Below are 25,062 nucleotides of genomic sequence, written 5' to 3'. Positions count from 1 at the left end.
GGCCGTGAGTGACTGACCTAACAAGTTCCGTTTCATGGCAGGCTCCCGAATGTAGCTATATGTAGAAATTATAGATCCACATGGGTTATGCCGTACTGCTTAAGAGCACCATCCACAGGCAAAGCTGCTACCGCAACTGTTGTTCGTGTAGGAAGGTAATCTTGGAAAAAGGTTGAATACACAGCGTCGACAGCGTCAATATCTGATATGTCTTTCAGGAATATATTAACTTTAACAACGTCGTCCATGACATGGTCGATACTTTCTACAATTGCTTTAATATTTGCTAAGCACTGCTTAGTCTGCTCTTTTATATCACCCGTTACAAGGGCACCCGTTTTAGGGTCTACAGGTAATTGAGCTGAAATATTATTGTAATGAGAAAAAGCGACAGTTTGCGTAGATACAGAACTATGTGGTGCACTTTCTGCATTTCTTGAAAGTTTTATGATATTGCCACTCATATCGATACTTCTCCAGTTTGATATAAATATTACGTGGATTTCAGCCTAACTTCAGGCGAGAGCGTGAACATATTGTTGCATCACAACAAGCCTCTTCTAAATAAAAGTCAGCCTCTCATGTGTAAGAGCGCTTTTATTCACTTTTCCCTGGCGAATTAATCCAGCAACCAGGATTTTATCCAGATAAGCGGTACTCATACTTGGCAGCTTTTTTTGAAATGGATACTTGCTTCCTTTTAGATGTCAGCTTGTATCTTCTTGAGCGCAACATGTCTTGCACAAGCCAACATATGAGCGCCATTACCCCGAAAAATAGAGCGGTCATCTTCCTTCAACGGTGCATCCGGCACCAATATATACTCTTTTAATAGCCCAGTATCCACGCAGTGCGGCCTTACTGAAACGAGTGTCATCGAACCGCTATAATAACGATATTCAAGGTAAGCGCCACTGTATCCGCGCCTGTTTAGTTCATTTTCCATACCATAGATTGGCCCGGGGCTGAGGGTGACTATTTTATGAACAAAGCGGCTCGGGAAGTGCCATCCGACAGCCATGTGCTGGGCATGATAGGGAGCGCACTTGAAGCGTGGAAGGTAAAGAGTATACGGGTCTGGTATTTTTCTGACCGCCAGCAGCTTATCGCTGATTGCCTTTCAGCTCACCCTTTTTACAGAGTGTGAGTTAGCTCTTTTTAAGCCAGGGCAGGGGATCGACAGCAGAGCCTTGATAGCGGATTTCGAAATACAGGCCTGACTTGTCCTGGCCGCCACTTTCGCCGCTCAAGGCAATAGGCTGGCCGGCAGTGACCTTGTCGCCGGGGTTACGCAGCAGCGACTGGTTATGGCCATAGAGGCTCATGTAGCCTTTCCCGTGGTCGATGACCATCACCATGCCAAAGCCGCTGAGCCAGTCGGCATACACCACCTGACCGTTGGCAATGGCGCTGACTTCCTTGCCTACCGGAGCACTGATCAGCAAACCTTTCCAGTTCAACTGGCTGGTGCGGGCGGTACCAAAGCGATGAATCAAGGACCCCTTGAGTGGCCAGGGCAAGGTACCTTTGGACAAGCCGGCGAAGTTGCCACTCAGCTTGGCGACCACGGGGGTTCTGCCCGATCCGCCGGGGCGGCGTGTGGTCTGCTCGGGCCTATCTCGTTCGGCTCGTTCTCGGGCTATTCGTTCTTGCTCGGCCTTTTCCCGTGCTATGCGTTCACGTTCGGCTTTTTCACGAGCCGCTTGCTCGCGGGCAGCCTTTTCCTGAGCGAGTTTGATCTGGCGCTCCAGATTACCTGCCGCCTGTTGCAGACTGGTGAGGCGTTGGTTGCCTTTACTGAGTACTGCATTGAGTTGTTTGGCGGTGCTGCTGCGTTTGTGCTGCTGGGTTTCCAGCTTTTCCTGCTCGTTTTGCTGGCGAGCTAATAACTGATTGAGTTGCTGGCGACTTTGCTCTGCCTGACGACGGTTGTCGGCCAACTGCTCACGAGTACGGGCCAGCTGCTGCAAGGCATCGGCTCGAGCCTGGTTCAAATGGGCGTAATAGTGCAGCAATCTGTCTACTTCGGTGCTGTCCTGACCGTTAAGCAACAGCTTAAGATAGTCGTGACGCCCATTTTGATAGGCCGCCCGTAGTTGTTCTGCCAGCAGGGTTTGCTGTTGCTCTGCCTGCTGATTTAACTGGTGATGTTCTTTATCGAGCTGAGCGAGGGAGCTTTCGTTTTCTTTTAGTTTTTGCTGAGTCTGGTTCAACTCTCGTGCCATGGCCGAAATGGCCTTTTCATCTTTGGCCAGTTGCTGCTGGAGCTGCTTCAGCTGCTTTTGGTGTTGCTGCAAGTCTTGCTGCTGACTGGCAATCTGGCCCTGCACGTTTTTGAGCTCTTTGCTGTCGTCCGCCCATGCGAAAGTACCGGCCATCAGGCCGGCACTTAACAACAACAATGAAACAATCAGTTTTTTTATGCCCATGGGCCTGATTATTTCAGAACCATCAGAGGCTTACCAGTCATTTGCGTCGGTGTATCCATCCCCATCAGGTTCAGCATGGTGGGGGCGATATCCGACAGCCGGCCTTTGGTTGCCGGCGTGGCGTCGCGGCCTACATAAATCAGCGGCACAGGTAAATTGGTATGGGCGGTTTGGACCTGGCCGGTCACCGGATTGACCATCTGCTCGGCATTACCGTGATCGGCGGTAATCAAGGCCTCGCCGCCCACTTCCTTGAGTGCCGCCACTACGCGACCAATCGCCGTGTCTACCGCTTCGCAGGCTTTGACTGCCGCCTCGAATACGCCGGTGTGACCCACCATGTCGCCATTCGGGTAATTACAGATAATCACGTCGAAGGCCTGGCTCTTGATGGCGGCGACCAGTTTGTCGGTCAACAGTGCGGAGTTCATTTCTGGCTGCAAGTCGTAGGTGGCTACCTGAGGGCTGGGGATCAGTTCGCGTTGCTCACCCGCAAAACAGGCTTCTCGGCCGCCATTAAAGAAGAAGGTGACATGAGCGTACTTTTCGGTTTCAGAAATGCGCAGCTGAGTTTTACCGTGTGCAGCCAACCATTCGCCCAGAGTGTTGGGCAATGATTCTGGAGGATAGGCACAAGATGTCTGAATATCGGCGGCATATTCCGTGAGCATCACGAAGTTGCTTAATGCAGGACGAGTGCTGCGGGTAAAGTTGTTAAAGTCATCCTGTACAAAGGCGCGGGTGAGCTCGCGAGCCCGGTCGGCGCGATAGTTCATGAAGATAACCGCATCGCCGTCCTGAATGCTGACCGGCTCGCCCAGGGTGGTAGCCGTCAAAAACTCATCGTTTTCACCGCGATCGTAGGCGGCCTGCAAGGCGGTGACGCCGTTGGCGGCATGGTAGCCGGCCTCGCCCTGCGTCAGTAGATCATAGGCTACTTGCACCCGTTCCCAGCGGTTGTCGCGATCCATAGCAAAGTAACGGCCAATCATGGAGGCCAGCCGGCCTTTGCCCAGCTTGGTGAACAGGGCTTCAACGCGCTCGATGGAGCCAAGAGCCGAACGGGGAGCCACATCTCGACCATCGAGAAAGCCGTGCAGATAAATATGCTCGGCGCCGCGGTCGGCGGCCATTTGGATCATGGTGGCTATCTGATCTTCGTGGCTGTGTACACCACCCGCCGACAGCAAGCCCATGATATGCACAGCCTTGCCCTTGCCAACCGCGCCATCTATGGCGGCAGTCAGGGTCGGATTGGTAAAAAAGTCACCGTTTTCAATGGCTTTGTCGATACGGGTCAAATCCTGATACACAATACGCCCGGCACCAATATTAACATGGCCCACTTCCGAATTACCCATCTGGCCTTCGGGCAAGCCCACATCATGACCCGAGGTGGAAATCAGCATGGAGGGGCTGTTTTTCATCAAACCATCGAGCACCGGCGTATGAGCAGTATGAATTGCGTTGTGTTCGGTTTTTTCACTATATCCCCAGCCATCCATAATAATGAGGACCAGGGGCTTTTTGGTCGAGTTCATAGTGTAACCCTATGTTGTTATTTGAAAGTGCAGGTCGAGAAGGGAACTAACGCTATGGTACTACAATTGCCGTTTTGGTCTCTAGCCAAACGGCCATCACTTGGTGTGATGTGAGTGGCAATTGCCAAATGAGATTGAAAGCAGGCTGCTGTTATTTACCGATACCCCATGTATACTCGTTTTTTTGTGTATTTTGACCCTAAAGAAGTAATCTCATGCAAGAGTATCTCGAATTTTTTACTGATAACACCATGCTGGTACTGGTTTGGTGTGGCTTGGTCATTGCCATTATTGCCATGACTCTGTTGTCTAAACTAAGCAAAGTGCGGATAGTGGTTACCCAGGAAGCGGTTGCCCTGATCAACAAGCAAGATGCGGTAGTGATAGACGTGCGCAGCGCCGAAGATTTTCGCAAGGGCCACATCGCCGGTGCCATCAACGTGCCCGCGGCTCAGCTCAAGGCGAACAATTTGAATCTGATTCAAAAGTATCAGAAAAAGCCGATAGTGCTGGTATGTGAAACCGGCGTTACAACCAACGGCATAGGCCGGTTGTTAACCAAGGCGGACTTCGAGCAGGTTCACGCCTTGCGTGGTGGTATGGCTGACTGGCGTACCCAGAATCTTCCCGTAACCAAACGTTAATTTTTCAACGAACATTATAAGGATATCCTCATGGCTGAAGCAGAAAACGGTGTCAATACTGAAGCACAATCGCAAGTTGAATTTCAAATCCAGCGCATTTATCTGAAAGATGTATCTTTTGAAGCGCCGACCACGCCTGTGGTATTCCAAAAAGAATGGAAGCCAGAGGTGAAGCTGGATTTAGACACCAAGAGTGCGCGCCTGGGTGACAACATCTTTGAAGTGATATTAACGCTGACCGTAACCTGCCAGCTGGGTGAAAACGAAACGGCTTACCTGTGCGAAATTCAGCAGGCGGGTGTATTCACCATAGGTAACATGGCCGAGCCACAACTGGCCCATTGCCTGGGTGCTTTCTGCCCCAACATTCTGTTCCCTTATGCCCGTGAAACCGTGAGTAGCCTGGTGGGCCGTGGTTCTTTCCCGCAGCTGAATCTGGCGCCGGTCAACTTCGATGCCTTGTTTGCCGCTCATGTACAGCGTGCTCAAGAGCAGCAACAGCAGGCGGATGCCTGATGCATAACGATGCCGCCATCTCGGTTCTGGGTGCCGGCTCGTATGGTACCGCCCTGGCCATTGCCATCGCGCGCAATGGCCATAACACCCTGTTGTGGAGCCACAGGGCCGAGCAAGTGGCGACTCTGGCCGCCGACCGTTGCAACAAGGTGTTTCTGCCTGATGCTGCCTTTCCCGACAGCCTGACACCTGCTGCCGATTTACAGCAGGTGGTACAAGCCAGCCGCAATTTGCTGATTGTGGTGCCCAGCCATGTGTTTGCCGACGTGCTGACACAGGTTAAACCCTTTTTGCGCAAAGACAGCCGAGTGGCCTGGGCGACCAAGGGCCTGGATCCCAATACCGGCAAGCTGCTGCAGGACGTGGCCCGGGATATTCTGGGTGAGCAGATCCCGCTGGCCGTCTTATCGGGTCCGACCTTTGCCAAAGAGCTGGCCATGGGCCTGCCCACGGCCATTTCACTGGCCGCCACGGATGCCCATTTTGGCAAGGATATGGCCGACCTGCTGCACTGTGGCCGTTCGTTTCGGGTGTATTTGAATGACGACATGGTGGGCCTGCAGCTGGGGGGCGCCATTAAAAACGTGATTGCCATTGGTGCTGGTCTGGCCGACGGTTTGGGTTTTGGTGCCAATGCACGCACCGCGCTCATTACCCGTGGCCTGGCCGAGTTGCAGCGTTTGGGGGTCGCACTCGGGGCCGAGCAGGAAACCTTCATGGGCATGGCCGGCCTGGGTGATTTGGTGCTGACCTGCACCGATAACCAGTCGCGTAACCGCCGTTTTGGTCTGGCCCTGGGGCAGGGCAAAGATGTGCAAACCGCCATGGCCGACATCGGTCAGGTGGTGGAAGGTTATCGCAATGCCGCCGAGGTGCAGCAGCTGGCCCGTCGTCATGGGGTAGAAATGCCCATTTGCGATCAGGTTTATCAGGTACTGTATCAGGGCAAAGACGCCAAAGAAGCCGCGATGTCCCTGCTGAGCCGAGACCGTAAAACGGAATAACAAAGCTATTTGCGATACGCGTTCCGCTGTTCGAAAAAAGCGATAAAAAAGGGAGCCAATATGGCTCCCTTTTTACTATTCAACCCATTATAAAAACAATGAACTCAATAGTAGGAGTGATCGCCGCGCTCGTGCTCGGTGGCATCGCGTACACCGGTAATCTCGCCGGCAAACTGCTCGAGCAGCTGCTTTTCGATGCCATCTTTCAGCGTAACGTCAATCATGGAACAACCGTTACAACCACCGCCAAACTGCAGAATGGCCAAACCATCTGGGGTTATCTCGGTTAACACTACCTGGCCGCCGTGGCTGGCAAGACCCGGGTTGATCTGTGACTGCAGCAGATACTCGACTCTGTCTGCCAGTGGCGCATTATCCGGCACCTTTGCCATTTTGGCGTTAGGGGCTTTCAGGGTTAGCTGAGACCCCATTTGATCGCTGACAAAATCGATTTCGGCGGCGTCCAGAAAAGACACGCTTTGCTGATCGACGACCGCCTCGAACCCGTCGAATGGCAGATGCATGTCGTCGGTATCAACGGCATCCGGCGGGCAATAAGACACGCCGCATTCAGCATTGGGGGTGCCGGGGTTAACCACAAACACCCGAATATTGGTGCCTTCCGGCTGTTGCGACAGCAATTTGCGGAAGTGTTCTTGTGCGGTTTCGGAAATCGTAATCATTGCTATCCTCGTAAACCTGACTAAACAACTCAACTTTTATCATACTCTTGTTGCCTGCGCTTGAATAGCGGTCAGCGCGCAAGAGTGCGGCAAACGGCCCAAACTTCAACCTGCATAACGCCCTGATCCTGCAATAGCCTGGTTAACTCCGTCATGGTGCTGCCGGTGGTGATCACATCGTCCAGCAGCGCCACATGGCGATAGTTCAGGGGACGGCAATCGAAGGCGTGACGCAGATTCTGCTGGCGCTGGCGGCGACTGAGGTGAGTTTGCGATGCGGTATGGCGCCGGCGCGTCAAACTGCTGGAATCCACCGCAATAGGCAATATATCCTGCAGGCCGCGGGCAATTTCGGAGGCCTGATTATAGCCACGGCGCATCTGTCGCCACCAGTGCAAGGGCACCGGCAAAATGACCTCCGGGTATGGCGGTACCAGCTGGCGTGCCATTAGTTGGCCAAGCAGGCGGCCGTTCAAGGCCCGTTGGTGATACTTCAAATCGTGAATCAGTCGCGCAAAGGGCGGTTCAAAGTCCGCCAGCACCCGCATTCGTTGCCAAGGGGCAGGGCGACGTTGGCACTGCCCACAGTGCGCATCATCCACTGCCAGCGGAAAGGCACACAACGGGCAGGGATGGCTCAGTTGTGGCAGCTCGTCCTGGCATTGCAGGCAAATCAGCGGCTGCTGCCGGCAGTCTTGCCGGCACAGCAGACATTGTCCCCACCACAGCGGGCCTGATTGTAAGCGGGTGACCAAGCGTCTTATCATGGCAGCATCTAAAGGTAAGGTATCTGTTATGAGTGTATATGTAGAAAGCCGGGGTCAGGGGCCCAGTCTGGTGTTGTTACATGGCTGGGGCATGAATGGTGCCGTCTGGCAGGGGTTGGCTTCGCGGCTGGAGAGTGATTTTCGCCTGCATCTGGTCGACTTGCCGGGGTTCGGTCACAGCCCCGCGTTACCCCGCTCGGCCAGGCTGAATGACTGGGTAAATGCCGTGCTGGAAGTGGTGCCGAGTCAGGCGGCCTGGCTGGGCTGGTCACTGGGCGGTTTACTGGCAACGCAGGCCGCCTTGCTGGCCCCGAGTCGTGTCAGCCATTTGGTTACTCTGGCCAGCACACCTTGTTTTGTGGCCGAGTCGGCCTGGCCGGGCATCAAGCCCGAGGTGTTGGCCACCTTCGAGCAACAGCTGGTTGAAGACCATCACACGGTGATCAATCGCTTTTTGGCGCTGCAAGCCATGGGCAGCGAACATGCGCGGGAAGATATTCGACAATTGAAAGCCAGCCTCGCCGCCAAGCCCAGCCCGGATCCGGTGGCGTTGGCCGCCGGACTGGCTCTGCTGGGCGAGGTGGATCTGCGTGCCCGGCTAGGTGAATTACAACTGCCGGTGTTGCGCCTGTACGGCCGACTCGATGGTTTGGTGCCCAAAAAGGTGATTCCGCTGGTGGCGGCTCTGTTGCCGGAAAACCTGGCACACAGTCACAGCCATGTTGAGGCCAAAGCCTCTCATGCCGCCTTTATTTCGCATCCCGACACCACCGCCGAACGTATTAAAAACTTTTTGCAGCAAGCCCAGACCTAACCTGCCACGTTACGATTGTATCGAGCTGTTAATTGCCGGGGCGTGGCTTATAGTTAATGGAGTGACTTGGCCAGAATATGTATGGCTTGATGGTTCAATGTACAAACAACACAGGGAGGTTGGGCGATGGCAATACCGGTGATATTACCCACAATTGCACCTAATGCGGCGGCACCCTCTACCGAGGCGGCGGCGGCCGACAAGGCGCGTCGGCCTAGCATTCCCGTGATTACGGCGGTGCAGCCTTATGTGGCTATTCGGCCTCGTCATCAAGACCGGGAGCGGGATCGTCGTCAGGCCGCCTTTGAAGCCTGGTTGGGCTTGCACAAGGGGCAAATATGCTGGATTGGTGCCAATGCCACCATGAGTCGCCGACTCAATGTGATTAGCAAGCGCTATCAAAGCGCGGAAGAGGCTGCCAACCTGGAGCTAGATGTTGAAGCCTGAGGTCGCCAAAGGAGAGGAACGAGATGCCCAGTTATCAGCTAACACTGACCCGCAAACACACAGTTGCCGAAGATACTCTGGCGTTTTATTTTGAAAAACCCCATGACTTCAGCTTCAAGGCGGGCCAGTGTGCTCGCCTGATATTGATCGATCCGCCGCAAACCGATGGCGAGGGTAACGGCCGTTATCTCTCCTTGGCTTCTACGCCGGACGAGCTGGAACTCATGGTGGCGACCCGTATTAGAAACAGCGCCTTCAAACAGGTATTAAGCAGCCTGGAGCCCGGTGCCAAAGTGACGTTAAAAGGGCCTTATGGTGACTTTACGCTGCCCGAACAGCCCCCGAAAAGTGTGGTGTTTATTACCGGTGGCATTGGGATTACCCCCGTTAGAAGCATGCTGTTGCAGGCCATGGCCGAGCATTACGAACAGCCCATGACGTTGTTTTATGCCAATCGTCGGCCTGAAGATGCCGCCTTTCTCGATGAACTGACTCAAGCCTGTGCCAACAGCGCCCATTGTACCCTGGTTGCCACTATGTCCAAGGCGCAGCAGTCGTCTTTATCCTGGCAGGGCGAGCAAGGTTATGTTGATCAGGCCATGCTGGAGCGCTATCTCGATGACCTGAGTGCACCTGTGTATTATCTGGACGGCCCACCGGAGCTGGTGGCGGCGATGAAGAAAATGCTCAGTCAGGCAGGCGTCAGCGAAGACCAGGTGCGCACCGAAGAATTTGCCGGTTATTGACACCATTGTGCAGAAAAACACGGTTTGCGTGCGGGGAAAATAGATCTGGCGCTGTGCTGAGTGTAAAATTCTTTCTCTTCCGATGAACAACGAGACCATCCCATGGGCAGAGCCTATCAAAACCGCAAAGAATCCATCGCTAAAACGGCAAATGCCAAGAGCAAGGTATACAGTAAATACGGTCGCGAAATTTACGTGGTCGCCAAATCCGGTGGTGCCGACCCGGACGGCAACCTGGCACTGCGCGGTTTGATTGATCGCGCCAAGAAAGACCAGGTGCCTGCCCATGTGGTTGAAAAAGCGCTGCAAAAAGCCACCAGCGGTGCCGGTGAAGATTTTTCTCCCGCCCGTTACGAAGGCTTTGGCCCGGGTAACTGCCTGGTGATTGTGGATTGTCTGACCGACAACCCCAACCGCACCATAGGTGATGTGCGCCAGTGCTTCAACAAGGTAAAAGCCAAAATTGGCACCACGGGCACCGTTAGCCACATGTTTGATCACTGTGCGATTCTCGCCTTTGCCGGAGACGATGAAGACGCCGTGCTGGAAGCATTGATGATGGCCGACGTGGATGTGACCGATGTGGAGCTGGAAGACGGAAAAATTACCGTATTTGCGCCGCACACCGAATACTTCAAGACCAAACAGGCGTTAACCGAAGCCTTTGGCGATATCGACTTTGACGTGGACACCATTCAGTTTGTGCCGCAAAACACCGTTGAAGTGACCGGTGACGATGTAGCCCAACTGGAACGTTTTCTCGACATGCTGGACGACGTGGACGACGTACAAAACGTGTACCACAACGCCGAATACTAGGTTCGACGCACAATCACAACGTGAAAAAACCCTCCGCCGGAGGGTTTTTTTATACCTGAAACACCTGCGTCAGATCACATTATTGGTAACAAAATAAAAACATATGATGAGCATTTTGTGTTCGTATGACTCTCTTTCTCTTTTTGCAGACGACGATATTTATATTTATCGATCTTTAATTAACTTTTTAATCAAAGTCTTAGTGTGATTTCTGGCTCCACGTTCAGATACTTAACATGGCCTTGATCTCAATATTTAGCCCAACGCGCTCGTCAAATTTGTGTTTACAGATTGTTAACGATTGGTCTATTGTTCGATTGTTAACGATAAACATGCAGCTTCGTAAACAAGGAGAGCGCAATGAGAATCAAGATTATCAACCCCAATACCACGCAGTCGTTTACCGATGCATTGCAGAAGTTGGCCGATACGGTAGCTCGTCCCGATACCGAAATTTTGGCGGTCAGCCCGGCCAGTGGTCCGGCATCCATCGAAAGTTTTTACGATGAGGCCTTGTCGGTGCCCGGCGTACTGGAAGAAATCGCCAAGGGCGACAGTGAAGAACATATCGACGCTTATGTGCTGGCCTGCTTTGGCGACCCCGGGTTGTATGCCGCCCGCGAGTTGACCGACAAGCCGGTGCTGGGCATTGCCGAGGCGGCCTTTCACATGGCGGTGATGAGCGGTGCCTGTTTCAGCGTGGTGACCACTGCGCCCCGAGTGCGCTTTATGACCGAGCATCTGGTTAGCCGCTACGGCTTTGGCGAGCAGTGCAAGAACATTCGTACCACGCCGATGCGGGTGCTGGATCTGGCGACCTCGCCAGACGCCGCCATCGCCAAGGTGATTGCCGAATGCGAGCGAGCCAAGACAGAAGATCATGCCGAAGCCATCGTGCTGGGTTGTGCCGGTATGTCCCAGTATCGGGAGTATATCGAGCAGCAAATCGGCATTCCGGTGATCGATGGCACAGTGGCCGCGGTCAAGCTGTGCGAGGCCATGGTGGACATGAAACTGGGTACCAGCAAGGTACTGACCTTCAGTTGGCCCCGGCCAGACATGGCTCCCCAGGGACGACAACTCAATATCGCCTGAAGTAATAGCAGGAGTACTGCACGACTCATGGTAGTTGGCAGAGGACGGGGTACTTAGCGCCCCGAGTGACGGAATACCGAGGATTAAACTATGGCTACTCAGAATATAAGCAGCAGCGCCGCCATTCCCATGCAAACCGGCAAGGCGGAACCGGCCAAGGCCGCCGGCGGTAATGACAAGAAGGCGGGGGAAGAGTCACTGGCACCGCAAAAACATCGGATCATGGGGCGGTTTTCGTATCTGCTGGCCTGGTTTGGTGGTTGTGTTTCCATTGGTACCTTTACCATGGGCTCCAGCCTGGTCGGCACGCTGAATCTGCTGCAAACCTGTATCGCGATTGCCATTGGCTGCTTTGTTATCGGCATCGCCCTGGCACTGAATGGCGCGGCCGGTTACAAATACGGCATCCCCTTCATGGTGCAGGCGCGGGCCGCTTTCGGTTTTTCCGGTACCCGCTTTCCGGGGCTGGTGAGGGCGGTACCGGCTATTGTCTGGTACGGGTTTCAAAGCTGGATTGGTGCCGGCGCCATCAATGCGGTGTCCGCCACCCTGTTCGATTACGACAATCTGGTGCTGTTTTTCGTACTGTTTCAGTTTTTGCAGATTGGCTTGTCGATTTTCGGCTTTCAGGGCATCAAGTGGCTGGAGAACATAGGCAGCGGCTTTATTCTGCTGGCGCTGGTGTACATGTTTTACAGTGTGATTGACCGTTTTGGTGACGAAATAACCACCAATCTGGTGAACGTCGAAGGTACCTGGGGCGTCCCGTTCTGGGGGGCAACCATGTTGTTTCTCGGTATTTACAGCACCATGATGCTGAACGTCAGCGATTATTCCCGCGAGCTTAAAGAAGGCACCAAACCGGGCCTGCTGACGGTGATTTACGCCATGTCCATTCTGCCTTGCACCCTGTTCATGGGCCTGATTGGTCTTATGGTGTCCGGCGCGACCGGTGTGTCCGACCCGATTCAGGTATTCTCCAGCGCCGTCGACAATACGCCGCTGCTGGTCATCACCCTGCTGTTTATTGCCTTCGCCCAGGTGACGACCAACGTACTCAACAACGTGGTACCGCCGACTTATATTCTGATGGACGTATTCAAACTCAAGTTCCGCACCTCCACCATTCTGGTGGGTCTGCTGGCCTTCTGTACCTTCCCCTGGGAACTGGTGAAGGAAGAGTCTTCTGCTGGCCTGCAGATATTCGTGCAGACTTACTCGGCGTTTCTCGGTCCTATCTTCGCCGTTATGGTCGTGGATTACTTCATTCTGCGTCGTCGCAAGCTGGACCTGGACAAACTCTATGACGAGCAGGGTCCTTATAAAGGCGTGAACTACGGTGCCGTGATTGCGGCCCTGGCCGGTGCCGCCGTGGCTCTGACTTTCTCTTCCGTGTCCTGGTACGCTAGTCTGCTGCCCGCCGGTATTGTCTATTATTTACTGATGCAGTATTGGCAGCCCTGCCAACGCTTCCGCCATTAATCTACTTTAGGCCCGTTAACGGGCCTCTTTATTCCAGATAAGGAGTACCGATATGGATGATCGCTTACTTGAAGTTAAAAGCCGGGATCCTCGGCTTTATAACGAAGATCTGGCGCCGATAAAGCATAAAAATCGCAGCTGGGGCTGGTTCGAAATTTTCAACGTCTGGTCCAACGATATTCAGAGCTTGTTCGGTTACAGCCTGGCTGCATCTTTGTTTTTAACCTACGGCCTGAATGGCTGGGCGGTGATGGCGGCCATTATTCTGGCCGGTTTTATTGTGATGATACTGGTGAACCTGACCGGTAAGCCCAGCGTTAAATACGGTATTCCTTTTCCCGTGCTCATACGTTCCAGCATGGGCGTCAGGGGGGCAAACTTTCCGGCGCTGTTGCGCGCCATAGTGGGTATTTTCTGGTACGGCGTACAAACCTATTTTGCCTCGACGGCGGTTACCCTGTTGCTGACCGCGCTGTGGGGTGAGAGTGATGGTGCCGGCTTCCTCGGCATGTCGGCCACGGCCTGGTTGTCGTTTGTGATTGTCTGGCTGTTTCAGATTTTGCTGTTCTGGCAGGGTATCGACAAGATAAAGGTATTCCTCAATCTGGCCGGTCCCTTGGTCTATCTGGTGATGGTCGTACTGATGGTGATAGTGTGGATTCAGGCGGGCGATCAGCTGCTGCCAGCAGTCAGTACCATATTCAGCAGTGATGGGAGTTATGAAGGCAGCAGCCTGGCGGCATTCAGCGCCATTGTCGGCACCATGGTGGCTTACTTTGCAGCTGTGGTGATCAACTTCGGCGACTTTACCCGCTTCGTGCGCAGCGAACGGGAGATGAAGATAGGTAACCTGGTCGGCCTGCCGCTTAACGTTGCTTTTTTCTCTTTTATTGCCCTGATGATTACCGCCGGTACTCTGGTATTGTTCGGGGAGGCACTGACTAATCCAGCCGATATTATCGAGCGTGTCGACTCGCTACCACTGACCATAGTCGCGGCGCTGACCTTCTTTGCCGCAACCGTGGGCATCAACCTGGTGGCCAACTTTATACCGCCCGCCTATGATCTGGCCAACCTGTTTCCAAAAGTGATTACCTTTCGGATTGGCGGCCTGATTACCGCCGTGATTGCGTTTTTTGTCGGTGCGCTGTGGGTCTCTTTGATCAGTCAGATTGGTATTCCCGGTTTTGTGAATGCTCTGGGGGCCATAGTGGCACCTTTCTACGGCATCATAGTGGTGGACTACTATCTGGTAAAACGTCAGCAGCTGGATATGGAGCAGCTCTTTTCGTCTGCGCCTGGCGGTGCTTATTATTACCAGGGCGGCTGGAATATAAAGGCGCTGCTGTCCTTTGGCATGGCGGCGGTGTTCTCCCTTGCTACCGTACTGGTACCTGCTCTGGCCGACCTTAACGGTTATGGCTGGTTGATTGGTGCGGCTCTGGGGGGTATTTTTTACAGTATCCTGGTCAAGATGAGCGGAGCACAGGCTCAAGATAACGCACGGTAAAATCACCCCGGACACCAGCACAACAGAAAGGGCTGCGGCCCTTTCTTTTTAACGAACCCCCCTCTTATTGTTCACAATTTTACCCTGTGATAACCTGTTCTTGTTATTTCTTTAACAAGCGTGCAATTCTGGTCGTGTCACCTGTCGGCAAACCTGACAGGACCGTTGGCCAGACATTTGCTATTCATATCAAGGTAGCGCCATGCATAATAAAAACACAGAGCTGGATAGAGTTTATCAACGTATTTGGGAAGCCATAGTGGCCCACAAGCTATTGCCTGGCACCCGCTTGAAAGAAGAAGAGTTGAGCGAAGCGTTTGGCCTGAGCCGTGGATTTGTGCGTAAGCTGTTGTTGCAATTGTCTTATCATAAACTGGTTAATTTAATTCCCAACAGTGGTGCCTTTGTTGCCGAACCCTCTCCCGAAGAAGCGCGGGATATTTTTCAGGCCCGGCGCTTGATTGAAGCCGAGCTGGTGCGTGAGTTGGCAAGCATATGTACGATGCGCGAAAAAAAGCTGTTACAGGAGCACCTGGAGCAGGAACACCAGGCGATGGAGCGGGGCGAGCAGAGTTTACGCATTCGCTTATCGGGGGAGTTTCATCTGTTGATTGGCAAGCTGGCGAACAAACCGGTGCTGACGTCATTTCTGCATGAGATTATCCCGCGCTCCTCACTCATAGTGGCGCTTTACCAAGGAGCGGGGCAGGGCCAAAACGGTCATGGCGGTTTATCCTGCAGTGAGCATAATGCTCTGTTGGATTCAATTGCCAATCATCAAGTGGAACAAGCAGTACAGTTAATGATTGATCATCTTAACGAGATTGAAGCCCAGTTACAGCTGGAGCCGATTACGGATAAAGCGGCAGATCTTAAACACATTTTTGCCGATGTGTGATACCAGGTTAACAGGCCACCTTTACAGTTAATATGAACCCTCCGCAAGGAGGGTTTTTTATGAGGCATGGCTATCGCGACCCCTTTATCAGTTGACTATAAAATCAGCTTGCTTATCATGCTAATGCACTGATTTTTAATGAAATTACATTCAGTTTGGTGATGCTGTCCATCGCCTGAACCTGCTTATCTAATGGAGTGAATAAACCATGTCGGATCTGGATTATCTCAAGACTAGCATCGAGTTGGCGCGCGATAATGTGGCCCGCGGCGGCCAGCCGTTTGGCGCGCTTCTGGTGCGTGATGGGGTGGTGCTGGCCGAGGGCGTCAACGAAAGCTATATCGATCACGATTGCACCGCCCATGCGGAAATTCAGGCGATTCGCAATGCGGGCAAGCAGCATAACACCACTTCTTTTGCCGGCAGTACCATGTATGCCAGCGGCAAGCCGTGCGCCATGTGCATGGCGGCCATGATCCAGGCCGGTGTGTCTCGGCTGGTATACTGTGCCGATGATGATGTAGGCGAGGACTATGGCTGGTCGACCGAGTATTTGTATCAGCGCATGCAGCGTGACTTTGGCCACCAGGGCATAGCGACCACCCACCTGCCGCTTGATGATAAAACCCGGGTGTTCGAGCTGTATAAAGGCAAGCACGGCCAGGGTAGCAACGAGCAGATGAAGGGTTAAGGGCAGCTATAAGCGATCAGCTTTAAAGCTTATTTGCCACGGAAGAACACGGAACCCACGGAAAAATAGAGATTAGATCTGAATGAAACAGGTTAAGGGTAAAGCGTAAAGGGTGAAGTGGACGAGCCTGGCACTAAACCCTCCCAAAGCGAGCTCTTACCATTAACGTCTTTTATTAGTTTTCGCTTGTAACCTTTTCTGTGGGTTCCGTTGCAGAAATAGTTCTTGTCAGTCGCCTTGGTCAGTGGCTCTTTAGATTTGAGCTCGGTGCTGGGCGCTTAGCGCTGTTAACTCTTGTCGCTTTTGGTCTCTTCCGTGGCGAGAAAATCTTTGCTCTTTTAAAGCGCATGCGGAGGAACGCATTATTAAACAGCTGGTCTTGATCAACCCTAACGGCAATATTGATGCCACCGCACTCATGGTGGAGCAGGCGCAACAGGTGCTGGGGGCTGGCGTGCGTGTGCTTGGTTACACCAATACCCAGGCGCCACCTTTGCTGGCCACAGCGGCGGATATGCAGTTGGCAGAGCAGGGTGTATTGGCCCTGGGGCGACAAGCGAAGCAAGCACAGGCAGACGCCATTATGGTGGCGGCCTTCAGTGATCCGGGGTTGGCTGAATTACGCAAGCGGGTGTCGATTCCGGTAGTGGGCATCGGCGAGTCGGTGTTCGTTGAAGCTGCAGGCTGTGAGCTTAATGCTGGGCGCCGTTTTGGCATCGTCACCATCACGCCAGATACTCGGCTGTTGGCTTCGTTTGTAGAAAGGGCGCAACATTTGGGTTATGGCGAGTTGTTCTGTGGTACTCGCGTGACCCAAGGCGATGCGCAAGCACTGCTAACCCATATAGAGCAGCTTGATCGCGCACTGGCTGTCGCCATTCGAAAATCCATTGCCGATGGCGCTCAGGCGGTGATCATGGGGGGCGGCCCGTTATCGTCCGCCGCCCTGCGCTTGCAGCCTCAGTTTTCAATACCACTGCTTAGCCCGGTAGCCTCGGCAGCCAGAGCAGTGATTAAGCGGTTTGCGTGATCATGGGTGTGCTGTATCTCAAGCTCGACTTTTTACTGTCGGCAAATCTTATTGCAGGCGCTGATCAGCTGTTCGGCGAGCATTTTGCTGTGCGCCGATAATTTGTCTTGGGCGTGCAGGGTCAGCTCTAAATCCGGTACCGGGGGCAGGCCGTCTTGTTCGGTTAAGATGCGGTGCTCGGCAGTGACCAGACGCCGTGGCAGCAAGGAGATGCCAAAGCCGGCTTCTACCGCACAGCACACGCCCGACAAGCTGGTGCTGACATAGGCCAGTCGCCAGCTGCGGCCCAGTCGATCGAAGGTGTGCGCCATTTCGCTGCGATACAGGCCGCCGATTGGAAAGGTGACCAGCGGTACCGGATGGCTCTGCAAATTATCACTGTGCAGGCTGTCAATCCAGCACAGGGGTTCGGGCCAGCTGGCTAATCCGGATACGCTGCCCTGGCGTTGCTTGACCAGCGCCAGGTCCATGTCGCCCCGTTGAAACTCTCGCCAGATATCGCTGCACAGGCCGCTTTTGACTTCCAGCCGAATACCCGGATACTCGTTGGAAAAGGCAGACAGGGTGGGCATGATGGCGTGGGTGGCAAAGTCTTCCGGCACCCCTAAGCGAATTTTTTGCTGCTCGGCACTGACGCTGGTCTGCGCCACGGCTTCGTTCATCATCTGCAAGATGCGCCGCGCATAGCTAAGCACGCGTTCGCCCTCAAGGGTCGGCGTTATGTAGCGACCTTTACGATGTAATAGCTCACAGCCAAATTGGGCTTCCAGTTTGCGCACTTGCTGGCTAACGGTCGACTGGGTAAGGTGCGTGCTGTCGGCGGCGCGAGTGAAGCTGCCGGTATCGGCCACCGCAATAAAGCTGCGCAGCAATACCGGGTCCAGCGTAACGTTTAAATTCATGAAGGCCTCGAAGTGCTGCTAAGGGTAAAGTGTAAAAGGTAAAGAGGACGAGAGCACATCACTTCTGCAGAGGTGATGTTATCTGCGATCTGAGTGTTTGGCCCTTATATCGTCCTCTTCACAATTCACGCCTCATTCAACTAGTGGAAAACCCACTGGTCGCCATTAAATTATTTAATTTATAAATCAAACACAATTGCTCTACAATAGCGAGTGTTCATCATTTATACAGTCATGCTCAAGAGCGTGGCTTTTGCCGGCAAGTGCCCGGCCCTCTCGTATTAAAGGACAGAAATCATGGCCCGTAATACCTATTATGCTCCCAAGGGCGGTTTGCCGCCTCAGACTCAGCTGATCCACGATCGCGCTGTGTTTACCGAAGCATACGCCGTTATCCCCAAGGGTGTAATGAGCGACATCGTTACCAGCTTCCTGCCATTCTGGGACGAGACTCGTCTGTGGGTTATCGCCCGTCCAATGAGCGGTTTCTCCGAGACGTTTTCTCATTACATCATGGAAGTGTCTCCTAACGGTGGTAGTGACAAGCCTGAGCTGGACAAGGGCGCCGAAGGCGTGCTGTTCATCGTTGAAGGTGAAATGACTCTGACTCTGGAAGGCAAAGAGCACCAGATGGACCTGGGTGGCTACGCTTACCTGCCAGCCGGTGCTAACTGGAGCCTGCGCAACAACAGCGATGCCCCAGTACGCTTCCATTGGTTGCGCAAGGCGTACGAATTTGTAGATGGTATCGACGTACCAGAAGCTTTCGTTACTAACGAAAACGACATCGCCCCGACTTCCATGCCGGACACCGGTGACGTATGGGCAACCACTCGTTTTACCGACCCGACCGATCTGCGTCACGACATGCACGTGAACATTGTGACTTTCCAGTCTGGCGGCGTGATTCCGTTCGACGAAACTCACGTAATGGAACACGGCCTGTATGTACTGGAAGGTAAAGCAGTTTATCACCTGAACCAGGACTGGGTTGAAGTTGAAGCCGGCGATTACATGTGGTTGCGCGCCTTCTGCCCACAATCCTGCTACGCCGCAGGCCCAACTCGCTTCCGTTACTTGCTGTACAAAGACGTTAACCGTCACATGGTGTTGAACTCTTCACCAGCTTACCGCGGTAACCGTAAGTAAGCAGCAGCACTTAAGCTGCAGTAAGTGATGATAAAAAGGCAGCCCACGGGCTGCCCTTTTTTATGAGCCGAGCAGGATGGAGTGCTCGGTTGTCAAACCAGTCGGCCATGGCGAAAATCCTGTACCGCCTGGTAGATCTCTTCTTTCGTGTTCATCACAAAGGGGCCATATTGCTCAATCGGCTCATGCAGTGGCCGACCGGCAATCAACAACAATCGGCTGTCTTGCACCGCCTGGATATCGACTCCATCGCAGTCGTTTTCTGTGGTTAATATCGCCATGCCAGGCGCCGACATCGTTTGCTTTGCGACCCTAATGTCACCCTGATACAACTGGATGAAGGCATTATGTGCCGCAGGTATTTGTTGTACCAAACGGCTGCCTGCCGGCAATTGCACATCCAGATACACAGGCTCGGTAATCGGGCGTTGCACCGCACCTTGCACGCCATGGCTGCTACCGGCAATCACACTAATGTGCGCGCCAGTGTCGGTGGTGACGCATGGCAGGGTGGCGGCGGCAAGATCCCGATACCAGGGCGCGCTCATTTTTTCATGACGCGGCAGGTTCAACCACAGTTGAAATCCGGCCATGCGACCAGCAACCTGTTGCGGCATTTCCGAATGAATCACGCCACGACCGGCGTTCATCCATTGCACACCGCCGGATTCCAGCAGGCCTTCATTGCCAGCGTTATCACGGTGCAGCATTCTCCCCTGTAACATGTAGGTAATGGTTTCAAAGCCGCGATGCGGATGATCCGGAAACCCCGCACTGTAGTGGTCGGGATCATCGCTGCCAAAGGCATCCAGCATTAAAAAAGGGTCGAGGCGTTGCTGCAATGAGGCTTCCAGGTAGCGAGTTAATGTCACCCCTGCGCCATCAGAGGTGGCGCGTCCGGCAATGATTTGCTCAATGGAGCGTGAGTGCGAAATAACGTCCGATGGCTGCAGAGTTGACATGATAAGGCTCCTGAAGTTTATGCGTTTAAGGCCTGCGCCAGGTCGTGTTCGGCCTGGGTAAAACCGGTTTGCGCGGCTTGCTCCCCCATGTTTAACCCTTCGGCATAAATAAAGTATTGGTCGGTAATACCAATAAATTTTAACAGCGTTTTTAAATAAGGCGTTTGGCTGTCAGCCTCGGTGCCGCGATAAATGCCGCCACGTGCAAAACCAATATACGCTTGCTTGTCTTTCAGCAAACCTTGTGGCCCTTGGTCGGTATAGCGAAACGTCACGCCGTTCAGCACGACATTATCAATCCAGTTTTTCAGCTGGGCAGAGATACCAAAGTTATACATGGGCACACCCAGCACCAGGACATCAGCGTCTTGTAATGCCTGCACCAGCGTCGTGCTTTGCGCGGCCCGGGCAGCTTGCTGTTCGGTACGCTGCTCGGAAGGAGTAAACAAGGCGGTAATGGCATCATTATCCAGTGCTGGTGCAGGATTAGTCGCCAAATCAAGCACCTGCACTGTGGCATCGGGATTGTTTTCCAGCAACCGCTCTACAATGCGATTGGCAACGCGAGTCGAGTTGGCGTCTGTGGCGCGAGCACTGGCATTAACTTGTAATATTTTCATTTTGAATGGCCTCCTGGATAAGATGTGATTACTCTATATCATCGACCAATCAATGATTAGGTGGGGTAAATGAGTAACATTGTTCCATCACCAGAACAATTATCGGCGGATGACTTGCTGATCTTCGCGCAAGTGGCGCAGTTGCACAGCTTTACTCAAGCAGCCAATCGGCTGGGCCGTCCCAAGTCGACGGTATCCAGGCGTATAACCGTATTAGAAGAACAACTGGGTGAGCGGCTGTTTGTGCGAACGACCCGGCGTATGACGTTAACCGAGTTTGGCGAGCAATTACTGGATCATGCCCAGCAAGTGACGGTGGAAGTGCAGGCGGCCTGGGCGCTGAGTGAACAGCGTAAAGTACAGCCGAGCGGGCGGTTGCGGGTGTCTATTCCCAGTGACTTCGCCAACTTGTTTTTAGTCGATATGCTGGCGGCGTTTATTGCTCTGCATCCCGAGGTATCTTTAGAGCTGGATCTTTCTGCCCGGCGGGTAGACTTGCTGGGCGAAGGTTTCGATTTGGCCGTACGCATGGGCGATTTACCCGATGATGTCCTGCTGACTGCTCGCCGCCTCACGGTATTTTCCAGTGGTTTGTATGCCGCGCCCGAGTATTTATTACGACAGGGCGAGCCGCAGCAGCCGGATGACTTGCAGCAACACCAGGCCGTGCGTTTGCTCACTCGCACCGGCGAGCCTGCCACGTGGCATTTACGTAACGGCGCCAAGCAATGGCAAGGCGTGCCATTGGGGCGTGTAACTGCCAATTCGCCAGAGCTGTTAATGCGCCTGGCCTGCACAGGGGCAGGTATCGTTGAAATTCCGCATCAATTTGCACTCACCAGCGTGCAGGCGGGCCACTTGCGCCCAGTGCTATCGGCCTGGAGTGCGCCCGAGCACATTGCCTGGGCGGTGTTTCCCGGACGACGTTTAATGCCCGCTAAAACCCGTGCCTTCATTGACATGCTGCATGCCGCATTAAACGAATAAGGCGCATCAACCTCGTTCATATCGAGTACCTGCACGGTATACGTCTGCATGATGCCAGCAATCTGCTGAGACGGTAAAAATCATCGCGAAAGTTCAACTGGCTCTAGCAACAGCCGCTGCAGTTGGCCGAGGGAGCTGACCTCAAAGTGGGGACTGATGCCCGCGGGCGCAGCACGACCGGCGCTGTTTAACCAGCAGGTATCAATACCGGCGTTCAGGCCGCCGAGAATATCGGAATGCGGGTTATCGCCCACCATCAGAATGTGCTCTTTGGGTGGGTGGCCCATTTGTTCGAAGGCATGTTCAAAAATGGCGGCGTCCGGTTTGGCTACGCCGACCTGTTCGGAAATGATCAGGGTATCAAAGGATTGCTGCCAACCGGCACGCGCCAGTCGGGTGTGCTGCATGGCCGTAAAGCCGTTGGTAATAATGCCAAGTTTGGCTTTGCCCGTGAGTGCGGCGATCAACTCCAGTGCACCGGGCAGGGGCGGGCAAACCTCTGCCATGGCGGCGAGAAAGTCACTGTTTAACCGTTGAGTAGAAACCGCCAGCCGCTCGGCCCAATGCTGGAAACGCTGATGCTGTAATTGCGCGGCGTTAATCACGCCGTTCTGGTAGTCCACCCACAGTGGTGCACTCAGAGCTTGATACTGTTGATAATCAGTGGCAGTAAATTCCACGCCAAAGGTGGCGAACATGCGCGTTAATCCGGCAAAAGCATCGAAGTGGAACAAGGTTTCGTCGGCGTCGAACAGGATCCATGAGTAGCGCATAGTGGTATTGCTCCGGCTTTGTTGCGGTGTTTTTAGGTATTATTAGTGCAAAAATAGCTAGTTTAGGGGGGATTCCCGCGTAAACGCAACCACCAATCACGAGTTAAAAGTGTGTTGTGCTGTCTTGGGATCAGGAAGGTTTTGTCTTAAAGTAAGTGCCATCCAGGTGCTCGCGCGGCAATGAGTTAAACAACGAGGTTTAATATGGAATTTTCCAGCTGGCTGGCGCTGGTCACTATTTGTGTGGTGGGCGCCATTAGCCCGGGCCCCAGCCTGGCGGTGGTGATGCGTAACACCATGAGGGGAGGGCAATATCATGGTGTGCTGACGGCGCTGGGCCATGGTGTGGGTGTGGGCCTGTATGCCTTGCTGACGGCCTTGGGCCTGGCGCTGATTATCGCCAATAACCCGTTATTGTTCGATGTTATTCGCTATGGCGGCGCGGCTTTTCTCGCCTGGCTGGGTGTGAAAGCCTTGCTGGCAAAGCCAGACCTGCAGCCAGCGTCGGTTGAACATCAGGGTGTGGCTGGCCGCCAGGGCGCCTTTGAAGGTTTTATGGTGGCGTTTTTAAATCCGCAGCTGGCCATTTTTTTTGTCGCCCTGTTCAGCCAGTTTGTGCATGCCAATACCGACTGGCAGCAAAGTGGCATCATGATGCTGACCGCCGGAGGGATTGATGCGATCTGGTATGTGTTGGTGGCACTGCTGTTGTCGCGCGGGCCCGTATTGGCGTGGCTTAAGGCCAAGTCTGCCTGGCTCGACAGGCTCAGTGGCGTGGTGCTGCTGGCGCTGGCGCTCAAGGTGGTGCTGTAGACGATTTTTCTTATTGACTGCTAACCCAGAATGGCGCTCTAGGTTGTGTGCCAGATCAAAGTTTGGTAGCCTATTGGCCGCAATTAATACGATTTGTGAACAATAACTAAAATAATCGGGTCCAATTCAGGGCCGGTTTATTTCTCATCATCATGTTATCCGACAGGACCCAAGCTGTTGAACCCAATGTCATATTTTACGCTTGCTGATAGATGGCACGACCTGGCGTCGTTGTCACGGGCCAGTGTGGACGGCGTTGGCGTGCTGGGTGTGGTGATGATGCTGGAACTGGTGAGCGAATGGCTGTTGTCCTGGACGGGATTGTCCGGTGACGTGCTGGAATACCAGGCGCAACTGTCCGATTTGCAACCAGTAGAAATAATAAAATCCCTTATCTTTACCAGCTTGCTTGTGTTTGTGCCCTTGTTGCTGCGGTGGTTGTTACTGCTGTTGCACTTGCTGCTGCAAACCCTGCATTGGCCGCGTTTGCTCCAGAAAAAACCGGTTTTTTCCACTCCCGCACAGAACTACTGTGTACTGCGCACCGCCCACGGTTGCCGCGCTCCCCCCGTTGCCCTTTCCGGGATCTAAACCACGCATATCAAGGATGGTATCGCTGACACGTCATTAGGCGCTGTCACTTAATATTCTGCGCGCGGTTGGCTCCCATTGTTTGGTATCTGTGTTGTCAGGCATTCTCTTTTGCATATTTCTGTCATCTGACAGCAACGCCAGATACTCCTCATGGTCTTGCCGCCTGGCGGCAAGGTAATTCCTTAAGGAATAGGGGAAGGGTTCCTTGTTTATACGAAACCTGTTTACTCGCAGCCTGAAAAAAGGGCTTGTGGCGGGGCTGGCATCCTTGATGCTGGCCGGTTGCCAGGGCGGCATTCTTGATCCCAAGGGACAAGTAGGCGCCGATGAAAAATACCTGATTATCGTTGCCACCTTGCTGATGTTGATTGTGGTGATACCTGTGATCGTGATGACGCTGTTTTTCGCGTGGAAATATCGCGAAGGCCGCACTCATGAAATCTATGCCCCCAAGTGGTCGCATTCCACCAAAATAGAGCTGGTGGTGTGGATTATTCCCATCATTATCATAGTGATTCTGGGTGTTATCACCTGGCGTTCCACCCATGAGCTGGATCCGTACAAGCCGCTGGTGCACGAGAAAGACCACATCACCATTGAAGTGGTGTCGCTGAACTGGAAGTGGTTGTTTATCTATCCGGAACAGGGTGTGGCCTCGGTCAACGAGCTGGCATTCCCGACCGATGTACCGGTGGAATTCAAGATCACTTCAGACACCACCATGAACTCGTTTTTCATTCCGCAACTGGGCGGCCAGATTTATTCAATGGCCGGTATGGAAACCCAGCTGCACCTGATTGCCAACGAGCCGGGCAGCTACAAGGGCTTTTCTGCCAACTACAGCGGTGAAGGCTTTACCGGCATGGAGTTTAATGCCATTGCCACGCCCGATGAGGCCGGTTTTGATGCCTGGGTAAACAAGCTCAAGCAAGCCCCTGACACCCTGAGCCCGGCTACCTACCAGCAGTTGGCCAAACAGAGTGAAAATAATCCGGTGCAGTATTTTGGCCAGGTTAGTTCAGACATGTTCCACCACATCTTGAATCAATTCATGCACGGCCATCAGGGCAGCGAACAAGCTGCACATGATGCGCACGACCTGCATGCCATGAGCGACAAGATGACCATGGAGACTGAAAAATAATG

26 protein-coding genes and 1 pseudogene are annotated in these 25,062 nt (G+C 53.5%); 18 read left to right on the top strand and 9 right to left on the bottom strand.

The window, feature by feature from the left end:
- Positions 1 to 98: 98 nt before the first annotated feature.
- The 3 genes and pseudogenes from IEW52_RS06350 to gpmM form a co-directional block, all read right to left on the bottom strand.
- Positions 99 to 464: pseudogene (locus tag IEW52_RS06350) on the bottom strand (RidA family protein); the annotation flags it as partial.
- A 684-nt stretch (positions 465 to 1,148) separates the two neighbouring features.
- Positions 1,149 to 2,429, bottom strand: coding sequence for a murein hydrolase activator EnvC (envC, locus tag IEW52_RS06345; protein WP_188629225.1), 1,281 nt, complete (start codon positions 2,427 to 2,429; stop codon positions 1,149 to 1,151).
- An 8-nt stretch (positions 2,430 to 2,437) separates the two neighbouring features.
- On the bottom strand, positions 2,438 to 3,970 hold the full coding sequence (gene gpmM / locus IEW52_RS06340; RefSeq protein ID WP_188629224.1) for a 2,3-bisphosphoglycerate-independent phosphoglycerate mutase: 1,533 nt from the start codon (positions 3,968 to 3,970) through the stop codon (positions 2,438 to 2,440).
- 215 nt (positions 3,971 to 4,185) lie between these two features.
- On the opposite strand from gpmM, the gene IEW52_RS06335 reads away from it, so the two are divergent.
- From IEW52_RS06335 to gpsA, 3 genes are read left to right on the top strand one after another with little or no spacing between them, the layout of a single operon-like run.
- Positions 4,186 to 4,614: a rhodanese-like domain-containing protein gene (locus IEW52_RS06335; protein WP_188629223.1), complete on the top strand. Its 429-nt coding sequence runs from the start codon at positions 4,186 to 4,188 to the stop codon at positions 4,612 to 4,614.
- Positions 4,615 to 4,644: 30 nt separating this feature from the next.
- Entirely contained in the window at positions 4,645 to 5,130 is a 486-nt protein-coding gene (gene secB / locus IEW52_RS06330; RefSeq protein ID WP_188629222.1) for a protein-export chaperone SecB, read from the top strand.
- Positions 5,130 to 6,134 carry an NAD(P)H-dependent glycerol-3-phosphate dehydrogenase gene (gene gpsA, locus IEW52_RS06325; protein ID WP_188629221.1) on the top strand — a complete coding sequence of 335 codons (1,005 nt, stop codon included), beginning with the start codon at positions 5,130 to 5,132 and terminating at the stop codon, positions 6,132 to 6,134. The genes secB and gpsA overlap by 1 nt, the downstream gene beginning before the upstream one ends.
- Positions 6,135 to 6,238: 104 nt before the next feature.
- Here gpsA and nfuA read toward each other — a convergent pair whose 3' ends face one another.
- Complete coding sequence (gene nfuA, locus IEW52_RS06320) at positions 6,239 to 6,817, bottom strand: Fe-S biogenesis protein NfuA (protein WP_188629220.1); 579 nt, start codon at positions 6,815 to 6,817, stop codon at positions 6,239 to 6,241.
- Positions 6,818 to 6,888: 71 nt separating this feature from the next.
- Positions 6,889 to 7,584: a ComFC family protein gene (locus tag IEW52_RS06315; protein WP_188629219.1), complete on the bottom strand. Its 696-nt coding sequence runs from the start codon at positions 7,582 to 7,584 to the stop codon at positions 6,889 to 6,891.
- A gap of 28 nt (positions 7,585 to 7,612) precedes the next feature.
- On the opposite strand from IEW52_RS06315, the gene bioH reads away from it, so the two are divergent.
- The 10 genes from bioH to IEW52_RS06265 all read left to right on the top strand — a co-directional run bounded on the left by bioH (position 7,613) and on the right by IEW52_RS06265 (position 17,116).
- Positions 7,613 to 8,398, top strand: coding sequence for a pimeloyl-ACP methyl ester esterase BioH (gene bioH / locus IEW52_RS06310; protein ID WP_188629218.1), 786 nt, complete (start codon positions 7,613 to 7,615; stop codon positions 8,396 to 8,398).
- Positions 8,399 to 8,524: 126 nt separating this feature from the next.
- Positions 8,525 to 8,845, top strand: coding sequence for a hypothetical protein (locus IEW52_RS06305; RefSeq protein WP_188629217.1), 321 nt, complete (start codon positions 8,525 to 8,527; stop codon positions 8,843 to 8,845).
- 23 nt (positions 8,846 to 8,868) lie between these two features.
- Positions 8,869 to 9,591: a ferredoxin--NADP reductase gene (locus tag IEW52_RS06300; protein ID WP_188629216.1), complete on the top strand. Its 723-nt coding sequence runs from the start codon at positions 8,869 to 8,871 to the stop codon at positions 9,589 to 9,591.
- A gap of 102 nt (positions 9,592 to 9,693) precedes the next feature.
- Positions 9,694 to 10,410, top strand: coding sequence for a YebC/PmpR family DNA-binding transcriptional regulator (locus IEW52_RS06295; RefSeq protein WP_188629215.1), 717 nt, complete (start codon positions 9,694 to 9,696; stop codon positions 10,408 to 10,410).
- A 360-nt stretch (positions 10,411 to 10,770) separates the two neighbouring features.
- Positions 10,771 to 11,505 carry an aspartate/glutamate racemase family protein gene (locus tag IEW52_RS06290; protein WP_188629214.1) on the top strand — a complete coding sequence of 245 codons (735 nt, stop codon included), beginning with the start codon at positions 10,771 to 10,773 and terminating at the stop codon, positions 11,503 to 11,505.
- Between the two features lie 90 nt (positions 11,506 to 11,595).
- Positions 11,596 to 12,987, top strand: coding sequence for an NCS1 family transporter (locus IEW52_RS06285; protein WP_188629213.1), 1,392 nt, complete (start codon positions 11,596 to 11,598; stop codon positions 12,985 to 12,987).
- A 52-nt stretch (positions 12,988 to 13,039) separates the two neighbouring features.
- Positions 13,040 to 14,497, top strand: coding sequence for an NCS1 family nucleobase:cation symporter-1 (locus IEW52_RS06280; protein WP_188629212.1), 1,458 nt, complete (start codon positions 13,040 to 13,042; stop codon positions 14,495 to 14,497).
- 202 nt (positions 14,498 to 14,699) lie between these two features.
- Positions 14,700 to 15,395 carry a GntR family transcriptional regulator gene (locus IEW52_RS06275; RefSeq protein ID WP_188629211.1) on the top strand — a complete coding sequence of 232 codons (696 nt, stop codon included), beginning with the start codon at positions 14,700 to 14,702 and terminating at the stop codon, positions 15,393 to 15,395.
- Between the two features lie 208 nt (positions 15,396 to 15,603).
- Positions 15,604 to 16,086 carry a nucleoside deaminase gene (locus tag IEW52_RS06270; RefSeq protein ID WP_188629210.1) on the top strand — a complete coding sequence of 161 codons (483 nt, stop codon included), beginning with the start codon at positions 15,604 to 15,606 and terminating at the stop codon, positions 16,084 to 16,086.
- 379 nt (positions 16,087 to 16,465) lie between these two features.
- Positions 16,466 to 17,116 carry an aspartate/glutamate racemase family protein gene (locus IEW52_RS06265; protein ID WP_229667818.1) on the top strand — a complete coding sequence of 217 codons (651 nt, stop codon included), beginning with the start codon at positions 16,466 to 16,468 and terminating at the stop codon, positions 17,114 to 17,116.
- 32 nt (positions 17,117 to 17,148) lie between these two features.
- Here the strand turns inward: IEW52_RS06265 and IEW52_RS06260 are convergent, their stop codons facing one another.
- The gene (locus IEW52_RS06260) at positions 17,149 to 18,018 is read right to left on the bottom strand and encodes a LysR family transcriptional regulator (RefSeq protein ID WP_188629209.1); all 870 of its coding nucleotides are present in this window, start codon (positions 18,016 to 18,018) and stop codon (positions 17,149 to 17,151) included.
- Between the two features lie 297 nt (positions 18,019 to 18,315).
- On the opposite strand from IEW52_RS06260, the gene IEW52_RS06255 reads away from it, so the two are divergent.
- A complete protein-coding gene (locus IEW52_RS06255) occupies positions 18,316 to 19,167 on the top strand; it encodes a bifunctional allantoicase/(S)-ureidoglycine aminohydrolase (RefSeq protein ID WP_188629208.1) in 852 nt (283 codons plus the stop codon).
- 92 nt (positions 19,168 to 19,259) lie between these two features.
- Here the strand turns inward: IEW52_RS06255 and IEW52_RS06250 are convergent, their stop codons facing one another.
- Together IEW52_RS06250 and IEW52_RS06245 are read right to left on the bottom strand one after the other, a co-directional pair.
- A complete protein-coding gene (locus tag IEW52_RS06250; RefSeq protein ID WP_188629207.1) occupies positions 19,260 to 20,129 on the bottom strand; it encodes a pirin family protein in 870 nt (289 codons plus the stop codon).
- Positions 20,130 to 20,146: 17 nt separating this feature from the next.
- Entirely contained in the window at positions 20,147 to 20,749 is a 603-nt protein-coding gene (locus tag IEW52_RS06245; protein ID WP_188629206.1) for an FMN-dependent NADH-azoreductase, read from the bottom strand.
- Positions 20,750 to 20,818: 69 nt separating this feature from the next.
- Between IEW52_RS06245 and IEW52_RS06240 the strand changes: the two genes are divergently transcribed.
- Positions 20,819 to 21,736 (top strand): LysR family transcriptional regulator, encoded by a 918-nt coding sequence (locus IEW52_RS06240; protein WP_188629205.1) that lies wholly within the window; start codon positions 20,819 to 20,821, stop codon positions 21,734 to 21,736.
- Positions 21,737 to 21,816: 80 nt separating this feature from the next.
- On the opposite strand, the gene yjjG is transcribed toward IEW52_RS06240, so the two are convergent.
- Positions 21,817 to 22,509 carry a pyrimidine 5'-nucleotidase gene (yjjG, locus tag IEW52_RS06235; protein WP_188629204.1) on the bottom strand — a complete coding sequence of 231 codons (693 nt, stop codon included), beginning with the start codon at positions 22,507 to 22,509 and terminating at the stop codon, positions 21,817 to 21,819.
- 204 nt (positions 22,510 to 22,713) lie between these two features.
- Between yjjG and IEW52_RS06230 the strand changes: the two genes are divergently transcribed.
- From IEW52_RS06230 to cyoA, 3 genes are all read left to right on the top strand, one after another.
- The gene (locus tag IEW52_RS06230; RefSeq protein ID WP_188629203.1) at positions 22,714 to 23,322 is read left to right on the top strand and encodes a LysE family translocator; all 609 of its coding nucleotides are present in this window, start codon (positions 22,714 to 22,716) and stop codon (positions 23,320 to 23,322) included.
- A 186-nt stretch (positions 23,323 to 23,508) separates the two neighbouring features.
- A complete protein-coding gene (locus IEW52_RS06225) occupies positions 23,509 to 23,913 on the top strand; it encodes a hypothetical protein (protein WP_188629202.1) in 405 nt (134 codons plus the stop codon).
- A gap of 208 nt (positions 23,914 to 24,121) precedes the next feature.
- On the top strand, positions 24,122 to 25,060 hold the full coding sequence (gene cyoA / locus IEW52_RS06220; RefSeq protein WP_229667817.1) for a ubiquinol oxidase subunit II: 939 nt from the start codon (positions 24,122 to 24,124) through the stop codon (positions 25,058 to 25,060).
- Positions 25,061 to 25,062 lie beyond the last annotated feature (2 nt).

Source organism: Oceanisphaera marina, from assembly GCF_014643915.1.
GTDB classification, from domain to species: domain Bacteria; phylum Pseudomonadota; class Gammaproteobacteria; order Enterobacterales; family Aeromonadaceae; genus Oceanimonas; species Oceanimonas marina.
This window is presented reverse-complemented; position numbering and strand designations above follow the sequence as displayed.